The following is a 19,409-nucleotide window of genomic DNA, read 5'->3' as shown; positions in this document are numbered from 1 at the left end:
GATACGGGGAGCACGAAGTTTTACCTTAATTTTCTTTACGAACTTCGTAGTTATGAATTGAGCAGACCGCCGCAAACTGACCTTTTTTGTCACTATCTGACTAAACCCGCCATTTTTAACAGTATGATTAAATAGCCTTCTGACGCCTTCTTGTCTCTGAAGCCCATAAAGATCACGCTTTGCGCATCTTGGCACGCCCCTTGCTTTATCCCTAATGTCTTTAACTCCATAACAAAACAGGAAGAAGCATCATGAAAACTCAAATGCAAAAAGTACAACAAGGTTTTACTTTGATCGAATTAATGATCGTTGTCGCAATTATCGGTATTTTAGCAGCAATTGCAGTGCCTGCTTATATGAACTACACACTCAAAGCAAAATTCTCTGAAGTGGTATTAGCGACTGCTGGAGTCAAGGCTGGTATTGAAGTCTGTATTCAGGATGGCAATTGTGGCACTCCAGGTGGTGCTGTTGCCGGCGTTGCTTTTGGCACTAATGGAGTCCCGACTGCGCCAACTGCTACCGATTATTTCTTAAGCATGACTGTTGACGATGCAGGCGTAATCACTGCCACAGCTCAAACAGCTGGTGGCTTAGCTGGTGAAACTTACATCTTGACTCCTTCAGCTATCGCCACTGATGGCAAAGTCACTTGGGCTAAGTCTGGCACTTGCACATCCTATGCTGGTGGAGCACTTTGCTAAGATTAATGCAAAAACTTAATAGATTAAACATTTAACCTGTATTTAATCTTTAATATAAGCCATCCAATCCTTACGGGGTTGGGTGGTTTTTTATAGGCGTCCATTTTACACATCTTCAGGTTTTATAAAGAATGACTATAATTAATCATTCTTTAACATAATGCCTGTTGAACTACTTATGACTGATGCTTATGCCTTTCCTTTTGAACTGGATCCTAAATCTATAAACGACTGGCTGGCTACGTTGGATGCCTTATCGACTGACGATAAAATCAATCAGCTTTACACAACTATTACCCAGCTCAGCAACTCGGCCATTGAAGCCCCTATACTTTACGCTGTTCTGGATCAGTTAACGCCAGCCATTTTAATGGCGTCAAACAGTCTTGAGCAGATGGTTATTAGCGGCAAGGCGTCATCCTCCGCGGATAAAACGAGCAAGCTGGTCAATTTCGCCGTCCGGCTTGTTAAATCCCTCTGTTTCGCTTATGGCAATATCAGCAATGACAATGCGTTAACTCAAGCGCAGCAGACTTCGATTATTTATAAAGCCATGCAGCTGGCCTGCTTATTGGTAAGGCGCTACACTATTTTCTACGAAGCCCCTGATCCAGCGCTCTGGGCAAGACTCAACGAGCTTTATTTGAACGCCAGGACGCTCGATATTCTTGATGCTGCTATTCAAGACGTTGTTCCCGGCCCGACCCGGCAACCCAGTATTGAAGCTGTCCTGAAGCAAACATTGCTATTTTCCATCTGCAATGCCTATCAATATTCTCCACCAGAAATTGCCGATATTTTTTCCACAACGGGCAAGCTCTGCCACTTGCTGAAACTGGATCCGCACCCGTCGGAATCTTCATTTTTCTGCTGGCGCCCTGATTCACTGGCAGCCCCGCAATATACCGATCCCAATAGAGCGGAAGAAGAGACCGTGTATATCAATACATCAGGGTTAATTGCTCACTTTGAGAACAATACAGCCCAACGGGAAAATTACAAAACCTTCCTGCCGACATTGAACCGACTGACCGCTTTCGAAAAAATCAGGGAATCGGTTGATCCGTCGAGCCCCGCTGAGTGCGACATAGCGATAGGAACGGCGCGGGCGACTCAATTCCTGAAAACGCTGATCAACAGATATCTCATTCTTGAACTGAGCGGGGCTCTGGAAGAGCAATCAGAACCGATCAAGCTGGAACTGGAGCCCATGGAGGACAAGAAAAATATCTTCGGCTTGCTCGCCACCAAGCTTTTGAAAGACGAAAGACCGGCATATATCATCAAAACCCGGACCTTTGAAACCCGTAACCCCAATTTTTTTGCAACCAAAATCAGGCAGAATTGCGCAATCGGTGAACCGCTGGTTTTCATACGGGAGAATAAAAGACCGCTGCTGGCGATTATTCGCTACCTGCGCATCGAGCCCGTGATCGGTCTGAAACACATACTGCTGGAGATACTGGACGGCGATATTTATCCGTTTGAAATCAATGAAAAAGAAGGGTTTATCATCAGGCGTACCGCTGGCAAAAAAGAAATCATCCTGCCTCCCGACAACCATGCCATAGGAACCATTTTTTCTATCGACAAGGGATTGATAATCGGGACTTTTCGCATCGATAAATTTGTTGAGTCAACCTCGCATTTTATGCGTTTTGAGGTTAGCCGGGTTACCGACTGACTGGCAATAATCGTTGGATTGGCGCTCGCCAGCCCAACCTACCCCCCTGTCGCCAGCATCAATTTATAGTCGGCTATGCCTTGAATAGCCATTTTCACCGTTTGTTGTCTTATTTGATGCCTATCGCCAGCAAATTGCTTTTTGATTACCTCACAGCCGCCGTCTTTGTATTGCCAGGCTATAAAAACCGTGCCCACAGGCTTTTCCGTCGTGCCGCCATCGGGCCCGGCTATGCCGGTTACGGCACAGACGCAATCCGCATCGCTGTTTGCCAAAGCGCCTAGCGCCATTTCCATTGCCGTTTCGGCGCTGACTTCGCCGTATTTTTCCAGCGTTTCCTGCCTGACGCCCAGCATCTGCACTTTCGAGGCATTGCTGTAGGTGACAAAGCCCCGGTCAAACCAGGCCGAACTGCCCGGCACTTCGGTAATGGCCTGGGCAATCCAGCCGCCGGTACAGGATTCGGCCGTGGCTATTTTTTTTCCATCGGCTTTTAGCGAGCGGCCCAGCTGTTCGGCCAGTTCAAATAATTCGTGATCCATGATGTAGCCTCCTGCGACTTCGGATAAAATAGGCACATGAGTATAAAACAAAATTCCGCTACCCCCCATACGCCGATGATGCAGCAATATCTGCGCATCAAATCCAATCATACCGACACGCTGGTTTTTTACCGCATGGGGGATTTTTACGAACTTTTCTATGACGACGCCAAGAAAGCGGCGCAGTTGCTGGACATTACCCTGACCAGCCGAGGGCAATCGGCCGGCATGCCGATCGCCATGGCCGGCATTCCCTATCATGCGGCCGAAGGCTATATCGCCAGATTGCTAAGACAAGGCGAGTCTGTCGCGATTTGCGAGCAGATCGGCGATCCCGCAACCTCGAAAGGCCCGGTCGAGCGCAAGGTGGTACGCATCGTCACGCCCGGCACGGTCACGGACGAAGCCCTACTCGAAGACCGGAAGGATAATCTGCTGGTCGCCGTCTGCGCTTTGAATCATCAGCACGGCATCGCCACGCTAGACCTGACCAGCGGCCGTTTTATCCTGCAACAGGTAGAATCAGAAGATCAGCTGCTCGTGGAAATCGGACGCCTGAATCCTGCCGAACTGCTGTTCAGCGAAGACTGGCCGATGCCTGCCGCCATCAAGCAACGCAGCGGCCTATGCCGCCGGCCGCCCTGGCATTTCGAGACCGAAAGCGCACGGCAACTGGTGCTGAAGCAGTTCAACACGCACGACCTGAAAGGCTTCGGCTGCGAGCATATGCTGGCCGCCATCGCCGCCGCCGGTGCGTTGCTGCAATATGTCAAGGACACGCAGCAAGGCGCGCTGCCGCATATTCAGGGCATACGCATCGAAAACAGCGACGACAGCATCGTGCTTGATGCGGCCAGTCGCCGCAATCTTGAGCTGGACTCGCACCCGTCCGGGCAACTGCAATACACGCTGTTCGGCGTCCTGGACAATACCGCCACAGCCATGGGCAGCCGCTGCCTGCGACGCTGGATAAACCGGCCTCTGCGCAATCATGTCGTCCTGAACGACCGCTATGCCTGCGTCGCTACGTTATTGGACAGCCTGCTGTACCGCGATGTGCAGACCCAGCTTCGGCAAGTCGGCGATATTGAACGGATCAGCTCGCGCATTGCCTTAAAGTCGGCGCGGCCTCGGGATTTAATCGTATTGCGCAATACGCTGGCGGTGCTGCCGACCCTACAGAAAGTGCTTGCTACGAGCGACAATCCGCAATTAACTCTGTTAAGTGGAAAAATCGGCGAGCAGCCGGTGATGCTGCAACTGCTGAACAAAGCCGTCATCGACAATCCGCCCATGCTGATCCGCGATGGCGGCGTGATCGCGCCGGGCTATAGCCGGGAACTCGATGAACTGCGCAACCTGAGCCAGAACGCCGACCAGTTTCTGATTGACATGGAGAACCGGGAAAAAGCCGCGACCGGCATCACGAATCTTAAAGTCAACTACAACCGCGTGCAGGGCTACTATATCGAGATATCGCGCCTGCACGCCGAAAAAGTACCCGGCCATTACATCCGCAAACAGACCCTGAAAGGCGTCGAGCGCTATATTACGGAAGAGCTGAAATCGTTTGAGGATAAGGTTCTCAGCGCGCGCGAGAAATCGCTGGTTTTCGAGAAGTCTCTGTACGAGGAACTGCTCATGATAATCGCCGCCTCCCTGATCCCGCTGCAGGAATGCGCCGCCGCGCTGGCCGAACTCGATGTGCTGGTCAATTTCGCCGAGCGCGCCGATACGCTGAATTTGTCCGAACCGGCACTGGTTGACGAGCCCGGCATCCATATCGAGGCAGGCCGGCATCTGGTGGTTGAGCAGGTGTCCGATATTCCGTTTGTGCCTAATGACTTGTCGTTTTCCAGCCAGCGCCGCATGCTGGTCATCACCGGCCCTAACATGGGCGGTAAATCCACTTATATGCGCCAGGCGGCGCTGATCGTCCTGATCGCGCATATCGGCTGTTATGTGCCGGCCAAGACTCTGACCTGTGGACCAGTCGACAAGATTTTCACGCGCATAGGCGCTTCCGATGACCTGGCCAGCGGTCGCTCGACGTTCATGGTGGAAATGTCGGAGACGGCGAATATCCTGCACAATGCCACGTCGAAAAGCCTGATCTTGATGGACGAAATCGGCCGCGGCACGAGCACGTTCGACGGCCTGTCACTGGCCTGGGCCTGCGCCGATTATCTGGCCAAGGAAACGAAGGCGTTTACGCTATTTGCCACGCATTATTTCGAACTGACAACGCTGGCCGATGAGCAGGAAACTATCCACAATGTGCATCTGGATGCCATGGAGCATGGCGACCGGATTATTTTCCTGCATGCGGTCAAGGAAGGACCGGCCAATCAGAGTTACGGCCTGCAGGTAGCCTCGCTGGCCGGCGTGCCGCGTTCCGTGATCGATAAGGCCAAAGCCAAATTACAGCATCTGGAGAACAATGCCTATATCGAGCAGCAAGCAGAGACCGGGGTTAATCAGCTGGATCTATTTTCGGCCAAGGAATGTCATCCCGCCGTGTGTCTGCTGGAGGATATGAATCCAGATGAGGTCAGCCCCCGTCAGGCATTGGACTTGCTTTATCGGCTTAAGGAGATGGTGTAGGCTGGGTTGATAAACCCAGCACTTCGAAGTCACTTATGCCGGGTTTACGCTAAAGCTTCAACCCGGCCTACCGTATTTTTTATTATTTCGGGTTTGCTTCGCTTTCCAAAGCTTCAGCCAATTGTTTAGCCGGCATGTAACCCGGATAGATCGTGCCTTTTTCGCTTACGATCATCGGCGTGCCTCTGGCTTCAAATTCCGCGCCGAGTTGCATGTGTTCGTCGACCGGATTATCACAGGTTTTAGCAGCCGGCGTTCCGCCTTTTTTAGCTGCTGTCAAGGCCGCATTGCGGTCTTCAGCACACCAGACGGAAACCGCTTTATTATAGGAATCTGAACCTTTGCCTGCTCGCGGGAAAAACAGGTATTGAATCGTGATGCCCTGGGCCATGTATTGATCGATTTCCGAATGCAATTTACGGCAATAGCCGCAATCAATATCGGTAAAAACAGAAATCTTGTATTTGCTTATCTTCGGCTTGAACACGATCATTTTATCCTGACCGAGTTTTTCAAGAGCCTGTTTGCGCGTACCGCCCAACTTTTCTTCTGTTAAGTCGGTGCGCTTCGCTACATCGATTAAATGGCCCTGTAGTAAATATTTGCCGTTATCAGATACATAAAAGATATTCGCACCGATTGTGACCTCATAGAGACCGTTTATCTCGGAGGGTTTGACTGAATCAATTTTCACCTCCGGCATGGATTGGGAGAATGCTTGCCGGATAGCATTTTCATCTGCATGGGCGGCGGACAAGGTCAGGCCGAATAGTGATAGCGCGGCAATCTTGATAACTTTTTTCATGGTCTTCTCGTTTTTTTCCTTTGCATAGTTAGGGTACGCAATGCGTACCTTTATATAATTCACCGGAACGTTATAAAGAGAGGTACGCATTGCGTACCCTACGGGGGTGGACATTGGCCGAAGTCAGATTGCCGCATAACATCAGTTATAAACAGTAACCTTATTATTGAAATAAACGCCCAATATCCAGAATCATGGCAAATACCATTAAAAAGAACAACAAGGCCATGCCAATCTGTTGAAAGAAAAGTTGTATTTTTTCCGAAACGGGACTGCCTTTAATGGCTTCTATGCCGAAAAATAATAAATGCCCGCCATCCAGCACCGGTATAGGGAGCAAATTGAGCACGCCCAGACTGACGCTAACCAGGGCAAGGAATTTAAGGAAATGGGTCAGGCCCATTGTGGCTGATTGTCCGGCAAACTGGGCAATACTGATAGGGCCGCTTAAATTTTCAACAGAAGCCTGGCCAATCAGCATTTTGCCCATCATCTTCAAGGTCGATACGGAATAATAATAAGTTTTTTCTAAAGAGGCAGGCACTGCTGCAAGCGGCGATAAGGAATATTCAGCTTGCATGGATTTCGCCAAGTCTTTCGGTACAGAAACGGACGCCCCAATTTTTCCTTCGGGCTTCTGCTCGGATATGACACGTTTAGGCGTCAACGTTATCGGCATGCGTCTGTCATTGCGCTCAATAAGCACATTGATTGCTACATCCGGATGGCTTTTTACGTAGTCCACCCACTGCACCCAGTCATTGATCTCGATGCCGTCAGCGCTGATAATCAGGTCGCCCGTCTGCAAGCCGGCCTCCGATGCCGCTCCATCGGCAAGCACTTGCCCTATGATCGGTTTCAGTTCCGGTGTCCAGGGTTTAAAGCCCAGTCGCTTATATAACTCATCAGGATCGCGACTGTCCTTTTCGGAAATCTTTAAAATCCTGGTGCTTTGCTCATCTTCAAAATTTTTGACTTTGACTTCTATTGGCTCTCCATTATCGAGCGTGGAAGCGATCAAAACACTCAAGGCTTCGGACCAGGTCGGCGTCGATTTACCATTGACGGAAATGATCTCGTCGCCTTCTACGAAGCCCGCCTCTGCCGCCAATGTGCCTTGCTCCACCGGGCCGAGTATCGGTTTTATGCCAATTTCGCCTATGACAAATACAGTCCAGAACAAGGCGACAGCAAGCGCCAGGTTAAACACGGGGCCTGCCGCCACAATTGCCGCTTTTGCCGGCAAAGGCTGGCGATTAAAAGCGAAAGGCAGATCTTCTTTTTTAACCTCGCCTTCACGCTCGTCGACCATTTTGACGTAACCGCCCAGCGGAATCGCCGATATGACATACTCTGTTGATTCAGCATCTTTCTGATAGGACCACAATACTTTACCGAAGCCTACAGAAAACCTGAGCACTTTGACTCCGGCTCTACGAGCTACCCAAAAGTGCCCAAATTCATGAAATGAAACCAGAATACCGATCGCAATGATGAAATAAAACAGAGTATGCATGAAGTCCTTTAACCAATAAGCTCGTCAATAATTTGATTAGACAACTTTCTGGCTTCTTTATCCACGTCCAAAATAATTTCCAGGCTATCGGCCGGCTTAATATCAAATTGCTTCATGCAACGTTCAATAATGACCGGGATATCGGTAAAGCGCACACGCTCATTCAAAAAAGCGTCTACCGCTATTTCATTGGCGGCATTCAACACGGTTGGCATGATGCCTCCGGCATTGATGGCTTCATAAGCCAGGCGCAAGCAGGGAAAACGCTCCAGATTCGGCTCTTGAAAATCCATGCGCCCGACATCGAAAATATTCAGCGGCTCCACACCGGAATCGAATCGTTCCGGCCAAGCCATGGAGTGGGCGATGGGAATGCGCATATCCGGATTGCCCATCTGTGCCAGTACGGTACCATCCACATAATCGACCATCGAATGAATGACGCTTTGCGGATGGATAACGACCTGTATTTGTTCGGGCGTCATATTGAACAACAGGCAGGCTTCAATCATTTCCAGGCCTTTATTCATCATCGTGGCCGAATCGACTGAAATTTTCTTGCCCATGTCCCAGTTGGGATGAGCGACCGCCTGGGCTGGAGTCACATGCGGCATTTGCTCTATCGGCATTTCGCGAAACGGACCGCCCGAAGCGGTCAGCAGGATGCGTCTGGCCTGCTTGGCCCGCATGCCGGTTTTATAGCCGGCAGGCATACACTGGAATATCGCATTGTGCTCGCTGTCGATCGGCAGCAATTGCGCTCCCGAATCGGCGACAGCTTGCATGAAAATATCGCCGGACATGACCAGCGCTTCTTTATTAGCCAGCAGTACTGTTTTACCGGCCTTAGCCGCGGCCAGGCTCGGCAACAGGCCCGCCGCGCCAACGATAGCAGCCATGACCGAATCGACGTTATCCAGCGTGGCGACATGCTCCAGCGCATGGGCGCCGGACAGGACTTTAATGTCAGGCACCGGTGAATTTTTTAATTTGTCTTTAAATGCCTGAACCTTGCTCTCGTCGACAATGACGGCGTATTCAGGATGATGCATCAGACATTGTTCGTATAAGGCATCGGTATTGGTATTGGCCGTTAAGGCGATGACCTTGTAAAGATGGGCATGCCTGGCCACCACATCCAACGTACTGACGCCGATCGAGCCGGTTGCTCCGAGTATGCAAATGCCCTTCTTCATGATACCAGCCTGTAAATCAGGAATATGCCGGCATAGAAAAACGGTGCCGCGGCAATCAGGCTGTCGATTCGGTCCAAAATACCGCCATGTCCTGGCAGAACGGAACCGCTGTCTTTTACGCCTCGCTGACGCTTGGCAAGGCTGAAGAACAGATCGCCGTAAATGGAAATCAAAACGGTCAACACGGACAGTAAAATAAAGTCCGATGCGATCATAAAGTCAAAGCCATAGATCAGGCTTAACACAACGGCACAGACTGCGCCGACTGCTAAAGCGCCATACATGCCGGCCACTGTTTTGCCGGGACTGATGTCAGGCGCCAGCTTGGTTTGTCCGTATTTTTTGCCGACGAAATAGGCTGCAATGTCGGCCGCCCAGATCAGGATCAGAAAATAAAGCGCCATTTCCACATCGTAAAAAGCTCTCAGTCGACTTAAAAACATCCAGGCCGACAATAAAACAAACCAACCGATCAATGCTTTATAACGCGTTTTCAACTCCAGTTTTAATAAGCCCGACGGCGTATTTCTGATCAATATCATGACCAATATCCAGAATAATACCGGAGCGATAACTAGCCATTCCAACGCGCCTGAATAATCCCTGACGTCAGGCCAATCCAGATTCTGCGCCACAAACTCGAGAAAATAGGTCCAAAAATGAATGCCCAGCATCGGCAGAACCAGTGCTAGCAATAACAAACCCCGCTTTAACGGTGAGTCGATGCCTGCCAGATTACCCCATTCCCACGCAGCGGCTAGAATGATCAATGCTAAAACTAATGAAAAATACTCCGAGGACAACTGGAACACTGCCAGTATGACCAAAAGAGCCAATATTGAGGCGGTTATAATTCGCTGAAGTAACATTTTATTAATTATTGTAATTTTATTAAGGTTTAGAGAGTGACGGCTTTATTAAGCACCTGCTCCCCGGTGTGGCCGAAGCGCCGCTGCCGGCTTTTAAAGCTCTTAATAGCGTCTTCAATTGAATTCTGGTCGAAGTCCGGCCAGAGCGTCGATGTAAAATACAGCTCCGTATAGGCTAATTGCCACAACAGAAAATTACTAACGCGTTGCTCGCCGCCTGTTCTGATAAACAGGTCGGGCTCGGGCAGGTCAGCAGTGGATAGATGCCGTTCGATCAGTGTTTCAGTGATCTCCTGACTTTCCAGCTCTCCGGCCGCCATTTTTTCGGCTACTTTCCGGAAGGCCTGACACATATCCCAGCGACCCCCATAGTTTGCAGCCACAACGAGAGTTAAGCCCTTGTTGTCCTTGGTCTTCGCCTCTCCTTCGACAATTTTGGCCTGTAATTTATCTGGGAATGCCATTCTGTCGCCGATAAATCGCAAACGGATATCGTTACGGTGCAGTTTGTCGATTTCTCGCTGCAGAGTAGTGATAAACAGGCTCATCAGCATGGAAACTTCATCTTGGGGACGCCGCCAGTTCTCACTGCTGAAAGCAAATAAAGATAAAACTTCAATCTCCTGCTTGGCGCAGTATTCAACGACTTTTCTGACGGCTTTGACGCCAGCCTGATGCCCCATGGGGCGCGGCATAAATCTTTTCTGTGCCCAGCGGCCATTGCCATCCATAATAATGGCGATATGGCGCGGCTTATTATTATCTGATACTAAACTGTTGGACTCATCAGACGACATTACTAAATCTCAGTTAAATTGACAGCAGATCTGCCTCTTTGGCTTCCAATAATTTTTCCACTTCCTTGACATATTGATCAGTCAGTTTCTGGATTTTTTCTTCAGCAGCGCGCGCTTCATCTTCGGAAATCATTTTTTCCTTCAATGCGTCCTTTATTTCCGAATTCGCATCGCGGCGAATATTTCTGATCGCCACACGACCGTTCTCCGCTTCATGCTTTACCACTTTAACGAGATCGCGACGGCGCTCTTCAGTCAGCGGCGGCAATGGAATACGAATGGTCATGCCGGAGGTGTTCGGATTCAAGCCGAGATCCGACTTCAGAATCGCTTTTTCGATCGCCTGCACCATGGTCTTTTCCCATGGCGTGATAGTCAAGGTACGTGAATCTTCAACGGCAATATTGGCGACCTGTGATAATGAAGATTCTGTACCATAATAGGAAACAGTTATCTGTTCCAATAAGCTCGGATGCGCCCTACCCGTTCTTATTTTTGAAAATTCATGTTTTAACGCTTCTATGCTTTTGCCCATGCGGGTTGCGGCACTCTGTTGAATATCACTAATCATTATATGCTCCTCATTGAATAAGAGACCCTATCTCTTCACCCATCATCAGTTTCATGATAGCGCCTTTCTCAAAAACATTCATGACGCGCATCGGCAGATTATTATCCCTGCATAACACCAGTGCGGTCGCATCCATGACGTTCAGTCGCTGATCCAGCGCTTCATCATATGTTAACCGAGAATAAAATACGGCATCCTTTACTTTTTCAGGATCGGCTGAATAGACGCCTTTGACTTTAGTCGCTTTAATCATCAACTCTGCATTGATTTCAATCGCTCTAAGGCTGGCTGCTGAATCCGTCGTAAAAAAGGGATTGCCTGTTCCGGCTGCGAAAACGACAACACGGCCTTTTTCCAAATGCCTGACGGCCCGGCGGCGTATATAATCTTCACACACCTGGTTGATTTTCAGGGCCGACATGACTCTGACCTGTTGACCTAAATGCTCCAGCGCATCCTGCATGGCCAGCGCATTGATGACCGTAGCCAACATGCCCATCTGATCACTGGTTACCCGGTCCAAGCCTTCCGAAGCTTTTTCAGCGCCGCGCAGGATATTGCCGCCACCTATAACCAAGCCGACCTGGATACCCACATCACATAAATCTTTAATTTCCGTGGCAAGACGTTTGACAATATCTGAGTCGATACTGCCGCCTGTCTCACTCATTAGAGCCTCACCGCTTAATTTAAGTAAAATTCTCTGGCAAATCAGCTTAGTCATATTCAATCGGGGATAGGTGTTTATTAGCACAAAGTTCCCCGGCCTGTAGCCGGGGAGTTCTCTTAACTGCCTCTAACTTGAGCCATAACCTCTTCGGCGAAGTTTTCTTCTTTCTTTTCAATGCCTTCGCCTACTTCAAAGCGTGTGAAGCGAATAACGTTGTTACCTTTTGAGGCGACCAGTTTACCGACGCTAATTTTGTCGTCTTTAACAAAAGGCTGGCCTAACAAGGTGATTTCGGCCAGAAATTTACTGATGCGTCCGGCGATCATTTTTTCAATAATTTCCACAGGCTTTCCGCTTTCCGCAGCTTGAGCCGAGAAAATTTCCTTCTCTTTCTCAATCAGTTCCGCCGACACCTGATCTTCAGAAACACATTCAGGTTTGCTTGCGGCGATATGCATCGCGATGTCCTTGCCTAATTCGCTATCCGCTTTGGCTAATTCGACGATGACGCCGATTTTGCTACCATGCAGATAACATGCGGTACCGCCTTGAGCCGTATGGTATTTTGCAAAACGTCTGATGGTGATATTCTCGCCCAGTTTTGCAATCAAGCTGCGACGCACTTCATCAACGATGCTGCCATCGGCCAATTTCATGGACAGCAATTGCTCGTCTGTTTCAACATCGGAAGCCAGTAAAGCAACCGTTACATTGTTAACAAAATTGACGAAATCATCACCTTTGGCAACAAAATCGGTTTCGCAGTTAACATCCACCATAACCGCTGTTTTCGCATCATCGCTGACCTTCACGCCGATAATACCTTCAGCGGCAGTACGGCCTGATTTTTTATCGGCTTTGGCTAAACCGGCTTTGCGCATGTTTTCAATGGCCAGTTCCAGATCGCCATTGGTTTCGACTAGCGCTTTTTTACATTCCATCATGCCGGAACCGGTTCTCTCACGCAGTTCCTTAACCATTGCTGCAGTAATACTCATTATTTTTCCTCACTGTTCGTACTATAAAAACGCCCCCGTGAGGAGGCGTTTTTTTCTTGATCTGAACCCTCACTCATACAGGACATTGCCTGTTAAAAATGAGGGAGTGAATTATTCTGTTGCTGTGGCTTCTTCAACGAAGTCATCGGCTTTTGCCGACAGATCCAGACTTGCCGATTTAGCTTCCATTACAGCCGCAGAAACACTTTGACAGTATAGTGAAACTGCTCGAATTGAATCGTCATTACCGGGAATGACGTAATCGATTCTTTCCGGTGAGTTATTGGAGTCAACAATACCGACCACCGGAATGCCTAATTTCTTCGCTTCGCTGATTGCATTTTTCTCATACCCTACATCCAGTACGAAAATCACATCAGGGATGCCTTTCATGTCTTTGATACCACCCAGACTACGCTCGAGCTTTTCAAGTTCACGCTCCATGCCCAGCGCTTCTTTCTTGCTGAACCGTTGGTAAAGCGTGCCGTCAGCTTTCATCGCTTCCAGTTCTTTCAGACGATTGATTGATTTCTTGATGGTTTTGAAATTGGTCAGCATGCCGCCTAACCAGCGATGGTTGACATAAGGCATGCCGCAACGTTTTGCTTCTTCCGCAACAACTTTGCGCGCTGCTTTTTTAGTGCCGACAAACAGGATGGTGCCTTTGTTTGCGGTCATTTGACCCAGATAATTCATGGCGTCGTTAAACAGCGGAAGCGTTTTTTCCAAGTTGATGATATGGATTTTGTTACGTGCGCCGAACAGGTAGTTAGCCATTTTCGGGTTCCAGTAACGAGTTTGATGTCCAAAATGAACACCCGCTTCAAGCATTTGACGCATGGATACTGCTGCCATTAATTTCTCCTAAGATTAAAAATCGGACGCTTGTCCGAGTGGGTTACGCCTCCACTTACCCCGCCTGGCAACCAGCCTCAATAAATTGAACCGGCACCCTGCCAAACGTGACGATAAGTGTGAGTATTAATACAAAAATGAACTTAACTTTATATCATAATTAGCTTTTTACAACAAGCCAATCTCTGTTAAACTCTTCACATGTCACAACTTGACCAACCTTCAGAGCCAGACCTTTATCCTGCCTCGTCAGTTATATCCAGCACCAAACAACCTTAGCAAACACAAACAAACATCTCCATGAGCATAATCATTAAAACCGAAAGTGAAATTGAAAAAATGCGTATCGCCGGAAGACTGGCCGCCGAAGTTTTAGAAATGATTGCGCCCTACGTTGTCCCAGGAGTTACTACCGAGCAACTCGATAAAATCTGTCATGATTATATTGTCGACGTGCAAAAAGCCATACCGGCACCGCTTAATTATCACGGTTTCCCGAAATCCATCTGCACCTCTATCAATCATCAGGTCTGCCACGGCATTCCCAGTGAAAAGAAACTTAAATCGGGCGATATCGTCAATATTGATATTACGGTCATTAAAGATGATTACCACGGCGATACCAGCAAAATGTTCTGTGTAGGAGAAGTGAGCCAGCATGCCAAAAGGCTGGTCAATGTGACTCGCGAGGCCATGTTTCGGGGCATTGAACAAATCAAACCGGGCGCCACTTTAGGCGACATAGGCCATGCCATACAGAAACACGCCGAAGCCAATCGTTATTCCGTAGTCAGGGAATTTTGCGGCCACGGTATCGGCAAAAATTTCCATGAAGACCCACAGATCCTGCATTACGGCAAGGCCGGTACCGGCGAAGTGCTGGAAGCCGGCATGATTTTAACCGTTGAGCCCATGCTGAACCTCGGCAAACGCCATGTCAAAGTATTGGCTGACGGCTGGACCGCGGTCACTAAAGACCGGAGCCTGTCCGCTCAATGGGAGCACACCATCCTTGTCACGGCCGACGGTTATGAAATCCTAACTCTGCGCCAGGAAGAAATGTGAATGATCTGAATAACTCCGCGTTGTTTGCAGAAAAAGACAGCTTGTCACAATTCAAACAACTGCTGAAGCAGAAAGACGCCGACCTGCGGCAAAAATTTGACCCGCACAGTTCGGTTTCCGGATTGCTTGAAGAAAAATCTATTTTCATCGACAAAATCCTGAGCCTCTGCTGGCAGCATTACCTCGGCGATTATGCCCAATCGCTGAGCCTGATCGCCGTGGGAGGTTATGGCCGCCGGGAATTATTTCCTTATTCGGATATCGATATTGTTGTTTTGCTTGATTCGGATGACACCTCGCCTTATCAGGAATCATTGGCAAGTTTCTCTACTTTCCTGTGGGACATTGGCTTAAAACCCGGACAAAGCGTGCGCACTATCGAGGAATGCATTAAAGCCGCACAGGATGATCAGACAATTATGACCAGCCTGATGGAAATGCGCCTGATTGCCGGCAATATTGCTCTTTATGAAACACTCAGACAGGCCACTGCGCCCGATAAAATCTGGCCCTCGGATCAGTTTTTTATTGCCAAGATGGAAGAACAGCGGCAGCGTTATGCCAAATTCCACTGCACAGCCTACAACCTCGAACCGAATATTAAAGAAGGCCCGGGCGGATTGCGCGATATGCAAATTATCGCTTGGGTATTTAAGCGTCATTACAATTCCGCCACCCTTAAGGAACTGGTCAAATACGGCTTTCTGCCGGAATCCGAGTATTCGGAGCTGGTTGCTGCCCTGGATATGCTCTGGCGCATCCGCTATGCATTGCACCTATTGACCAATCGTGGCGAAGACCGTCTGATTTTTGATTATCAACGCGATCTTGCCCAGCAATTTGGCTTTAGCACGGAAAATCAGACCTACAATCAGGATGTCGAGCAGTTTATGCAGTTTTACTTCAAAACGGTACTCGGGCTCGAGAGACTGAATGAAATGTTGCTGCAATTGTTTAACGAGCGCTTCGTCTGTGGAGAAGCCGTCTATAGACCATTACCTTTTAATGCTAAATTTTCTGTTATCAATGGTTATCTTGAAGCGACTGAAGACGACATTTTCGAGCAGGAACCAACTACTCTGCTGGAAATCTTTCTAATCCTGCAGCAAAACCCGTCGCTCAAAGGCATCAGAGCCACGACCATCCGCCTGATCCGCAAGAATCTACACCTGATCGACGATGCGTTTCGCAAGAACAAGACAGCCAACCGCCTCTTCATGGAAATATTTCGCCAGCCGCGCGGCATTACCCATCAATTAAGGCGTATGAACCGTTATGGAGTTTTAGGCGCCTATCTGCCCGGCTTTGCCAATATTGTTGCACGCATGCAGTATGATTTATTTCATATTTACACAGTGGACGAGCACACGATTTTCGTGATCGGTAACTTGCGCCGGTTTGCGCTGGAAAAACACATTGACGAACTACCCTTCTGCAACGATATCTTTCTGCTGATTGCCAAGCCAGAAATTTTATACATTGCCGCGCTGTTTCATGATATCGCCAAAGGCCGAAATGGCGACCATTCCGTGATAGGCGAAGAAATTGCCAGGCAATTCTGCATTCAGCACGATCTTTCATCACATGATACCAAGCTGATCACTTGGCTGGTCCGCAATCACTTGATTATGTCAATGACGGCCCAACGCAAAGACATCAGCGACCCCGATATCATCCACGAATTCGCCCAGCAAGTGGGCAGCATCGAATATCTGAATTACTTGTATCTACTGACCGTGGCCGATATTCGCGCCACTAACCCGGAACTGTGGAATTCATGGAAAGACGCATTGCTTCAGGAGCTTTATTCGGTAACGCACAACGCTCTGCAAAGAGGACTGGAAAATCCGGTAGCATTGGAAGACCGTTTACTCGAAAATAAAAAAGAAGCCAAAGACGAACTGGTCAAGCTTGGTATATCCGAACCCGTCATTTCTCAGTCATGGAAGCATGCCAGCGATGATTATTTCCTGAGATACTCAGCGGATGAGATAGCCTGGCATACCATTGCCATCGCCTCCTCCAGCGAGGACGAACTGCCTTTGGTGCTGCTGCGCCCGCAAACCCAGAGAGGCAGCGCTGAAGTCTTCATTTATACAAAAAATGAAGAGGCCATTTTTTCAATAAGCACGGCAACATTAGACCAATTGGGGCTTACGATTCTGGATGCCAGAATCATGACCACACTGGATAATTATGTGCTTAACAGCTTTCAGGTACTGGAACAATCAGGGGAACCCATTAACGAACCGTTCAGGGAAGTCCATATCTGCACGACACTGCGCCACAACCTGCTGCATCGGGAAGTCAAAAAACACAAAAATATCCATCGCCAATCAAGACAGGCCAAGCATTTCCCTATCCCGACCACCATTCGGTTCCATGCAGACCCTTTAAACAGGTACACGATCATAGAATTGATTACAACCGACCGTGCCGGCCTCTTATCCAAAATAGGCCGAGCCTTTATACGGCAGAACATCCATCTGTATAGCGCAAAAATAACCACGATCGGCAGCCGCGCCGAAGACATGTTTTATATTACCAATCAGCAATTACAACCTATCACTGACACGACCAAGCAAGAACAAATACGCAGGGAAATTCTTAAAATGCTGGAGACGGGCAGCGATTAAAAAACAGTCCATACCGATCAATAGGCAAAGCCATTATTAGAAGCCAGCGTTTTTTCGATAAATTGAATCAGCCGGTTATAGTCGTTCTTTCCCATATCGATATAGCGCATGCCGATCTTACAGAGATCCTTGGAAATTCTCCGCGAGTAAGCAATATGACAACGCGCCGCTATAGGCGATACCCGCCCGTTTTCATCGGGCAACTCCAAACTAATGGATAACTCCACAGGCCTGCCGCCACGCACATAACTGCCGCCCGGCGTCATGAAATTGCGCTGCTTGATATCGCATTGAATACAGATTTCCGCACTGCTAGTATCTAATGCCAAAACGTTTAACTGCACGCCATCCTCATTGGCAACAACTGCTGAAAGTTGCTTTGAAATTTTTGGATAAAGTTTTTTACGCATTGCTTTTATTCTCAGATTCTCAACAAATTGATTGTGAGAAATTCTAGCTTAAAACAATGCGGGGACCAGATGAATCGGGCGCTTAATTAATTTTTTTATCCAAAATATGAACCGCATCACATTAATTTTGGAATTAATGTAATGCCTTGCGTCAAACTGATTTACCCAAAAGCCCACCACTCGCCAGGCCATTAAACTGATCATTAGCGATAAAGCCCAAGCGCTCAGACGATTGACTTCCCTTTGGCGAGCTTGGGCAGATTGCCTTCCAACCCCATCGCCATGCGCATGACTTTGTTTTTTGCCGGCGAAAGACGTTCGGCTAACCCCAAGCCCAAATTCCGTAAGAATTTGACCGGCAGTATCTCATTGCTGAACACGCGGTAAAAAACATCCATAATCGTCATCATTTTCAGATTTTCGTTGCGCCGCAATTTCTCGTAACGCTTTAAAACAGCCATGCTATCAATAGCCTGCTCCTGTTTCCGCGCTTCAATTAAAACTTCGCCCAGCGTAGCCGCATCCAGCAAGCCGATGTTCACCCCCTGCCCAGCCAACGGATTGATCATGTGCGCCGCATCGCCGACCAGAACGACGCCGGGCTTAACATAGTCCTGCGCATGTTGCCGCTTTAGAGGAAAACTGGCCGTGCCGAGAACACCCTTGACCCTGCCGAGACAATCAGGAAACGCTTCCACCAACTCGACCATCAGTTCCGCATGGTATAATGCTTTTAATCGAGCCACTTCATCCGGCGAGTTATACCAGACTATGGAGCCATAATGTCCCGTTAACGGCAAAAATGCCTGCGGCCCGCTAGGAACAAAACGCTGCCAGGTAATATCCTGCTGCCCGTAATCGGTTTCAATATAAATGACCAAGGCATGCTGTTTATAATCCCAACTCGTTACGCCCAAGCCCACAGCCTGCCTGACCCTGGATTGTCCACCGTCTGCGGCAACCAGCACTTTTGCCGACAACAGACGGCCATCGCCCAATTCCAGCTCGGAATGATCATTTTGACTTTCAACCGAATAACTGATTCTGTTAATCGTGGCAGGGCAGATCAGCTCGATATTACTGAAATCGCGCAAGCGGTCCAATAAAGCCAGTTGCGTCACCCGATTTTCAACGATATAACCCAGCTCCTCATGACCAATATCATCGCTGCAAAATTCCGTATCACCGGCCGTCTCCCAAACACGCATGCGCCGGAACGGACAAAGTCTGCGGCTGACAACACCCTGCCAGGCACCGACGGCTTCGAGAATGTTTTTCGATGCGATACTGAGCGCCGAAACCCTCAAATCATGCGGCTGATCGACAGAAAAATCTTGCGGCAACGAACTTTCTATTACGGCCACCTTCAATAAGCTGCCGCCCAGGCTGCAAGCTACAGCCGCACCCACCATACCGCCACCCACGATTACAACATCAAAATTCTCTTTCATATCAATCAACTATAAGACAACCTGAATTTCTACAAT

17 protein-coding genes are annotated in these 19,409 nt (G+C 48.7%); 5 read left to right on the top strand and 12 right to left on the bottom strand.

Features of this window, described 5'->3' with window-relative positions; genetic code table 11:
- The first annotated feature begins 251 nt into the window (after nt 1-251).
- Nucleotides 252-704 carry a pilin gene (locus METLU_RS0102925; RefSeq protein ID WP_027156925.1) on the top strand — a complete coding sequence of 151 codons (453 nt, stop codon included), beginning with the start codon at nt 252-254 and terminating at the stop codon, nt 702-704.
- A 178-nt stretch (nt 705-882) separates the two neighbouring features.
- Entirely contained in the window at nt 883-2,388 is a 1,506-nt protein-coding gene (locus tag METLU_RS0102920) for a hypothetical protein (RefSeq protein ID WP_027156924.1), read from the top strand.
- 38 nt (nt 2,389-2,426) lie between these two features.
- Here METLU_RS0102920 and METLU_RS24345 read toward each other — a convergent pair whose 3' ends face one another.
- The gene (locus METLU_RS24345) at nt 2,427-2,930 is read right to left on the bottom strand and encodes a CinA family protein (RefSeq protein WP_036242803.1); all 504 of its coding nucleotides are present in this window, start codon (nt 2,928-2,930) and stop codon (nt 2,427-2,429) included.
- A gap of 36 nt (nt 2,931-2,966) precedes the next feature.
- Here METLU_RS24345 and mutS point away from each other — a divergent pair, with 36 nt between their 5' ends.
- Entirely contained in the window at nt 2,967-5,534 is a 2,568-nt protein-coding gene (gene mutS / locus METLU_RS0102910) for a DNA mismatch repair protein MutS (RefSeq protein WP_027156923.1), read from the top strand.
- 82 nt (nt 5,535-5,616) lie between these two features.
- Here mutS and METLU_RS0102905 read toward each other — a convergent pair whose 3' ends face one another.
- The 9 genes from METLU_RS0102905 to rpsB all read right to left on the bottom strand — a co-directional run bounded on the left by METLU_RS0102905 (nt 5,617) and on the right by rpsB (nt 13,811).
- Nucleotides 5,617-6,339: a DsbC family protein gene (locus METLU_RS0102905; protein WP_027156922.1), complete on the bottom strand. Its 723-nt coding sequence runs from the start codon at nt 6,337-6,339 to the stop codon at nt 5,617-5,619.
- 163 nt (nt 6,340-6,502) lie between these two features.
- A complete protein-coding gene (rseP, locus tag METLU_RS0102900) occupies nt 6,503-7,855 on the bottom strand; it encodes an RIP metalloprotease RseP (RefSeq protein WP_027156921.1) in 1,353 nt (450 codons plus the stop codon).
- 8 nt (nt 7,856-7,863) lie between these two features.
- Entirely contained in the window at nt 7,864-9,051 is a 1,188-nt protein-coding gene (gene ispC / locus METLU_RS0102895) for a 1-deoxy-D-xylulose-5-phosphate reductoisomerase (RefSeq protein WP_027156920.1), read from the bottom strand.
- Entirely contained in the window at nt 9,048-9,920 is an 873-nt protein-coding gene (locus METLU_RS0102890) for a phosphatidate cytidylyltransferase (RefSeq protein WP_027156919.1), read from the bottom strand. Before METLU_RS0102890 ends, ispC begins: the two co-directional genes overlap by 4 nt.
- A gap of 29 nt (nt 9,921-9,949) precedes the next feature.
- Nucleotides 9,950-10,717, bottom strand: coding sequence for an isoprenyl transferase (locus tag METLU_RS0102885; protein ID WP_027156918.1), 768 nt, complete (start codon nt 10,715-10,717; stop codon nt 9,950-9,952).
- Nucleotides 10,718-10,730: 13 nt separating this feature from the next.
- Complete coding sequence (gene frr, locus METLU_RS0102880) at nt 10,731-11,288, bottom strand: ribosome recycling factor (RefSeq protein WP_027156917.1); 558 nt, start codon at nt 11,286-11,288, stop codon at nt 10,731-10,733.
- Nucleotides 11,289-11,298: 10 nt separating this feature from the next.
- Nucleotides 11,299-12,012 carry a UMP kinase gene (pyrH, locus tag METLU_RS0102875; protein WP_027156916.1) on the bottom strand — a complete coding sequence of 238 codons (714 nt, stop codon included), beginning with the start codon at nt 12,010-12,012 and terminating at the stop codon, nt 11,299-11,301.
- A 62-nt stretch (nt 12,013-12,074) separates the two neighbouring features.
- The gene (gene tsf, locus METLU_RS0102870; RefSeq protein ID WP_027156915.1) at nt 12,075-12,956 is read right to left on the bottom strand and encodes a translation elongation factor Ts; all 882 of its coding nucleotides are present in this window, start codon (nt 12,954-12,956) and stop codon (nt 12,075-12,077) included.
- 111 nt (nt 12,957-13,067) lie between these two features.
- Nucleotides 13,068-13,811, bottom strand: coding sequence for a 30S ribosomal protein S2 (rpsB, locus tag METLU_RS0102865; protein WP_027156914.1), 744 nt, complete (start codon nt 13,809-13,811; stop codon nt 13,068-13,070).
- 300 nt (nt 13,812-14,111) lie between these two features.
- Between rpsB and map the strand changes: the two genes are divergently transcribed.
- Nucleotides 14,112-14,876, top strand: coding sequence for a type I methionyl aminopeptidase (gene map / locus METLU_RS0102860; RefSeq protein ID WP_027156913.1), 765 nt, complete (start codon nt 14,112-14,114; stop codon nt 14,874-14,876).
- On the top strand, nt 14,873-17,512 hold the full coding sequence (gene glnD / locus METLU_RS0102855) for a [protein-PII] uridylyltransferase (protein WP_027156912.1): 2,640 nt from the start codon (nt 14,873-14,875) through the stop codon (nt 17,510-17,512). The genes map and glnD overlap by 4 nt, the downstream gene beginning before the upstream one ends.
- 17 nt (nt 17,513-17,529) lie before the next feature.
- Here the strand turns inward: glnD and METLU_RS0102850 are convergent, their stop codons facing one another.
- Nucleotides 17,530-17,922 carry a hypothetical protein gene (locus METLU_RS0102850; protein WP_027156911.1) on the bottom strand — a complete coding sequence of 131 codons (393 nt, stop codon included), beginning with the start codon at nt 17,920-17,922 and terminating at the stop codon, nt 17,530-17,532.
- A gap of 224 nt (nt 17,923-18,146) precedes the next feature.
- A complete protein-coding gene (locus METLU_RS0102840) occupies nt 18,147-19,373 on the bottom strand; it encodes an FAD-dependent monooxygenase (RefSeq protein ID WP_027156910.1) in 1,227 nt (408 codons plus the stop codon).
- Nucleotides 19,374-19,409 lie beyond the last annotated feature (36 nt).

This window comes from Methylobacter luteus IMV-B-3098 (assembly GCF_000427625.1).
Classification (GTDB): Bacteria; Pseudomonadota; Gammaproteobacteria; order Methylococcales; family Methylomonadaceae; genus Methylobacter; species Methylobacter luteus.
The sequence above is the reverse complement of the archived record's forward strand: the minus strand, read 5'-3'. Positions and strand labels throughout refer to the sequence as shown.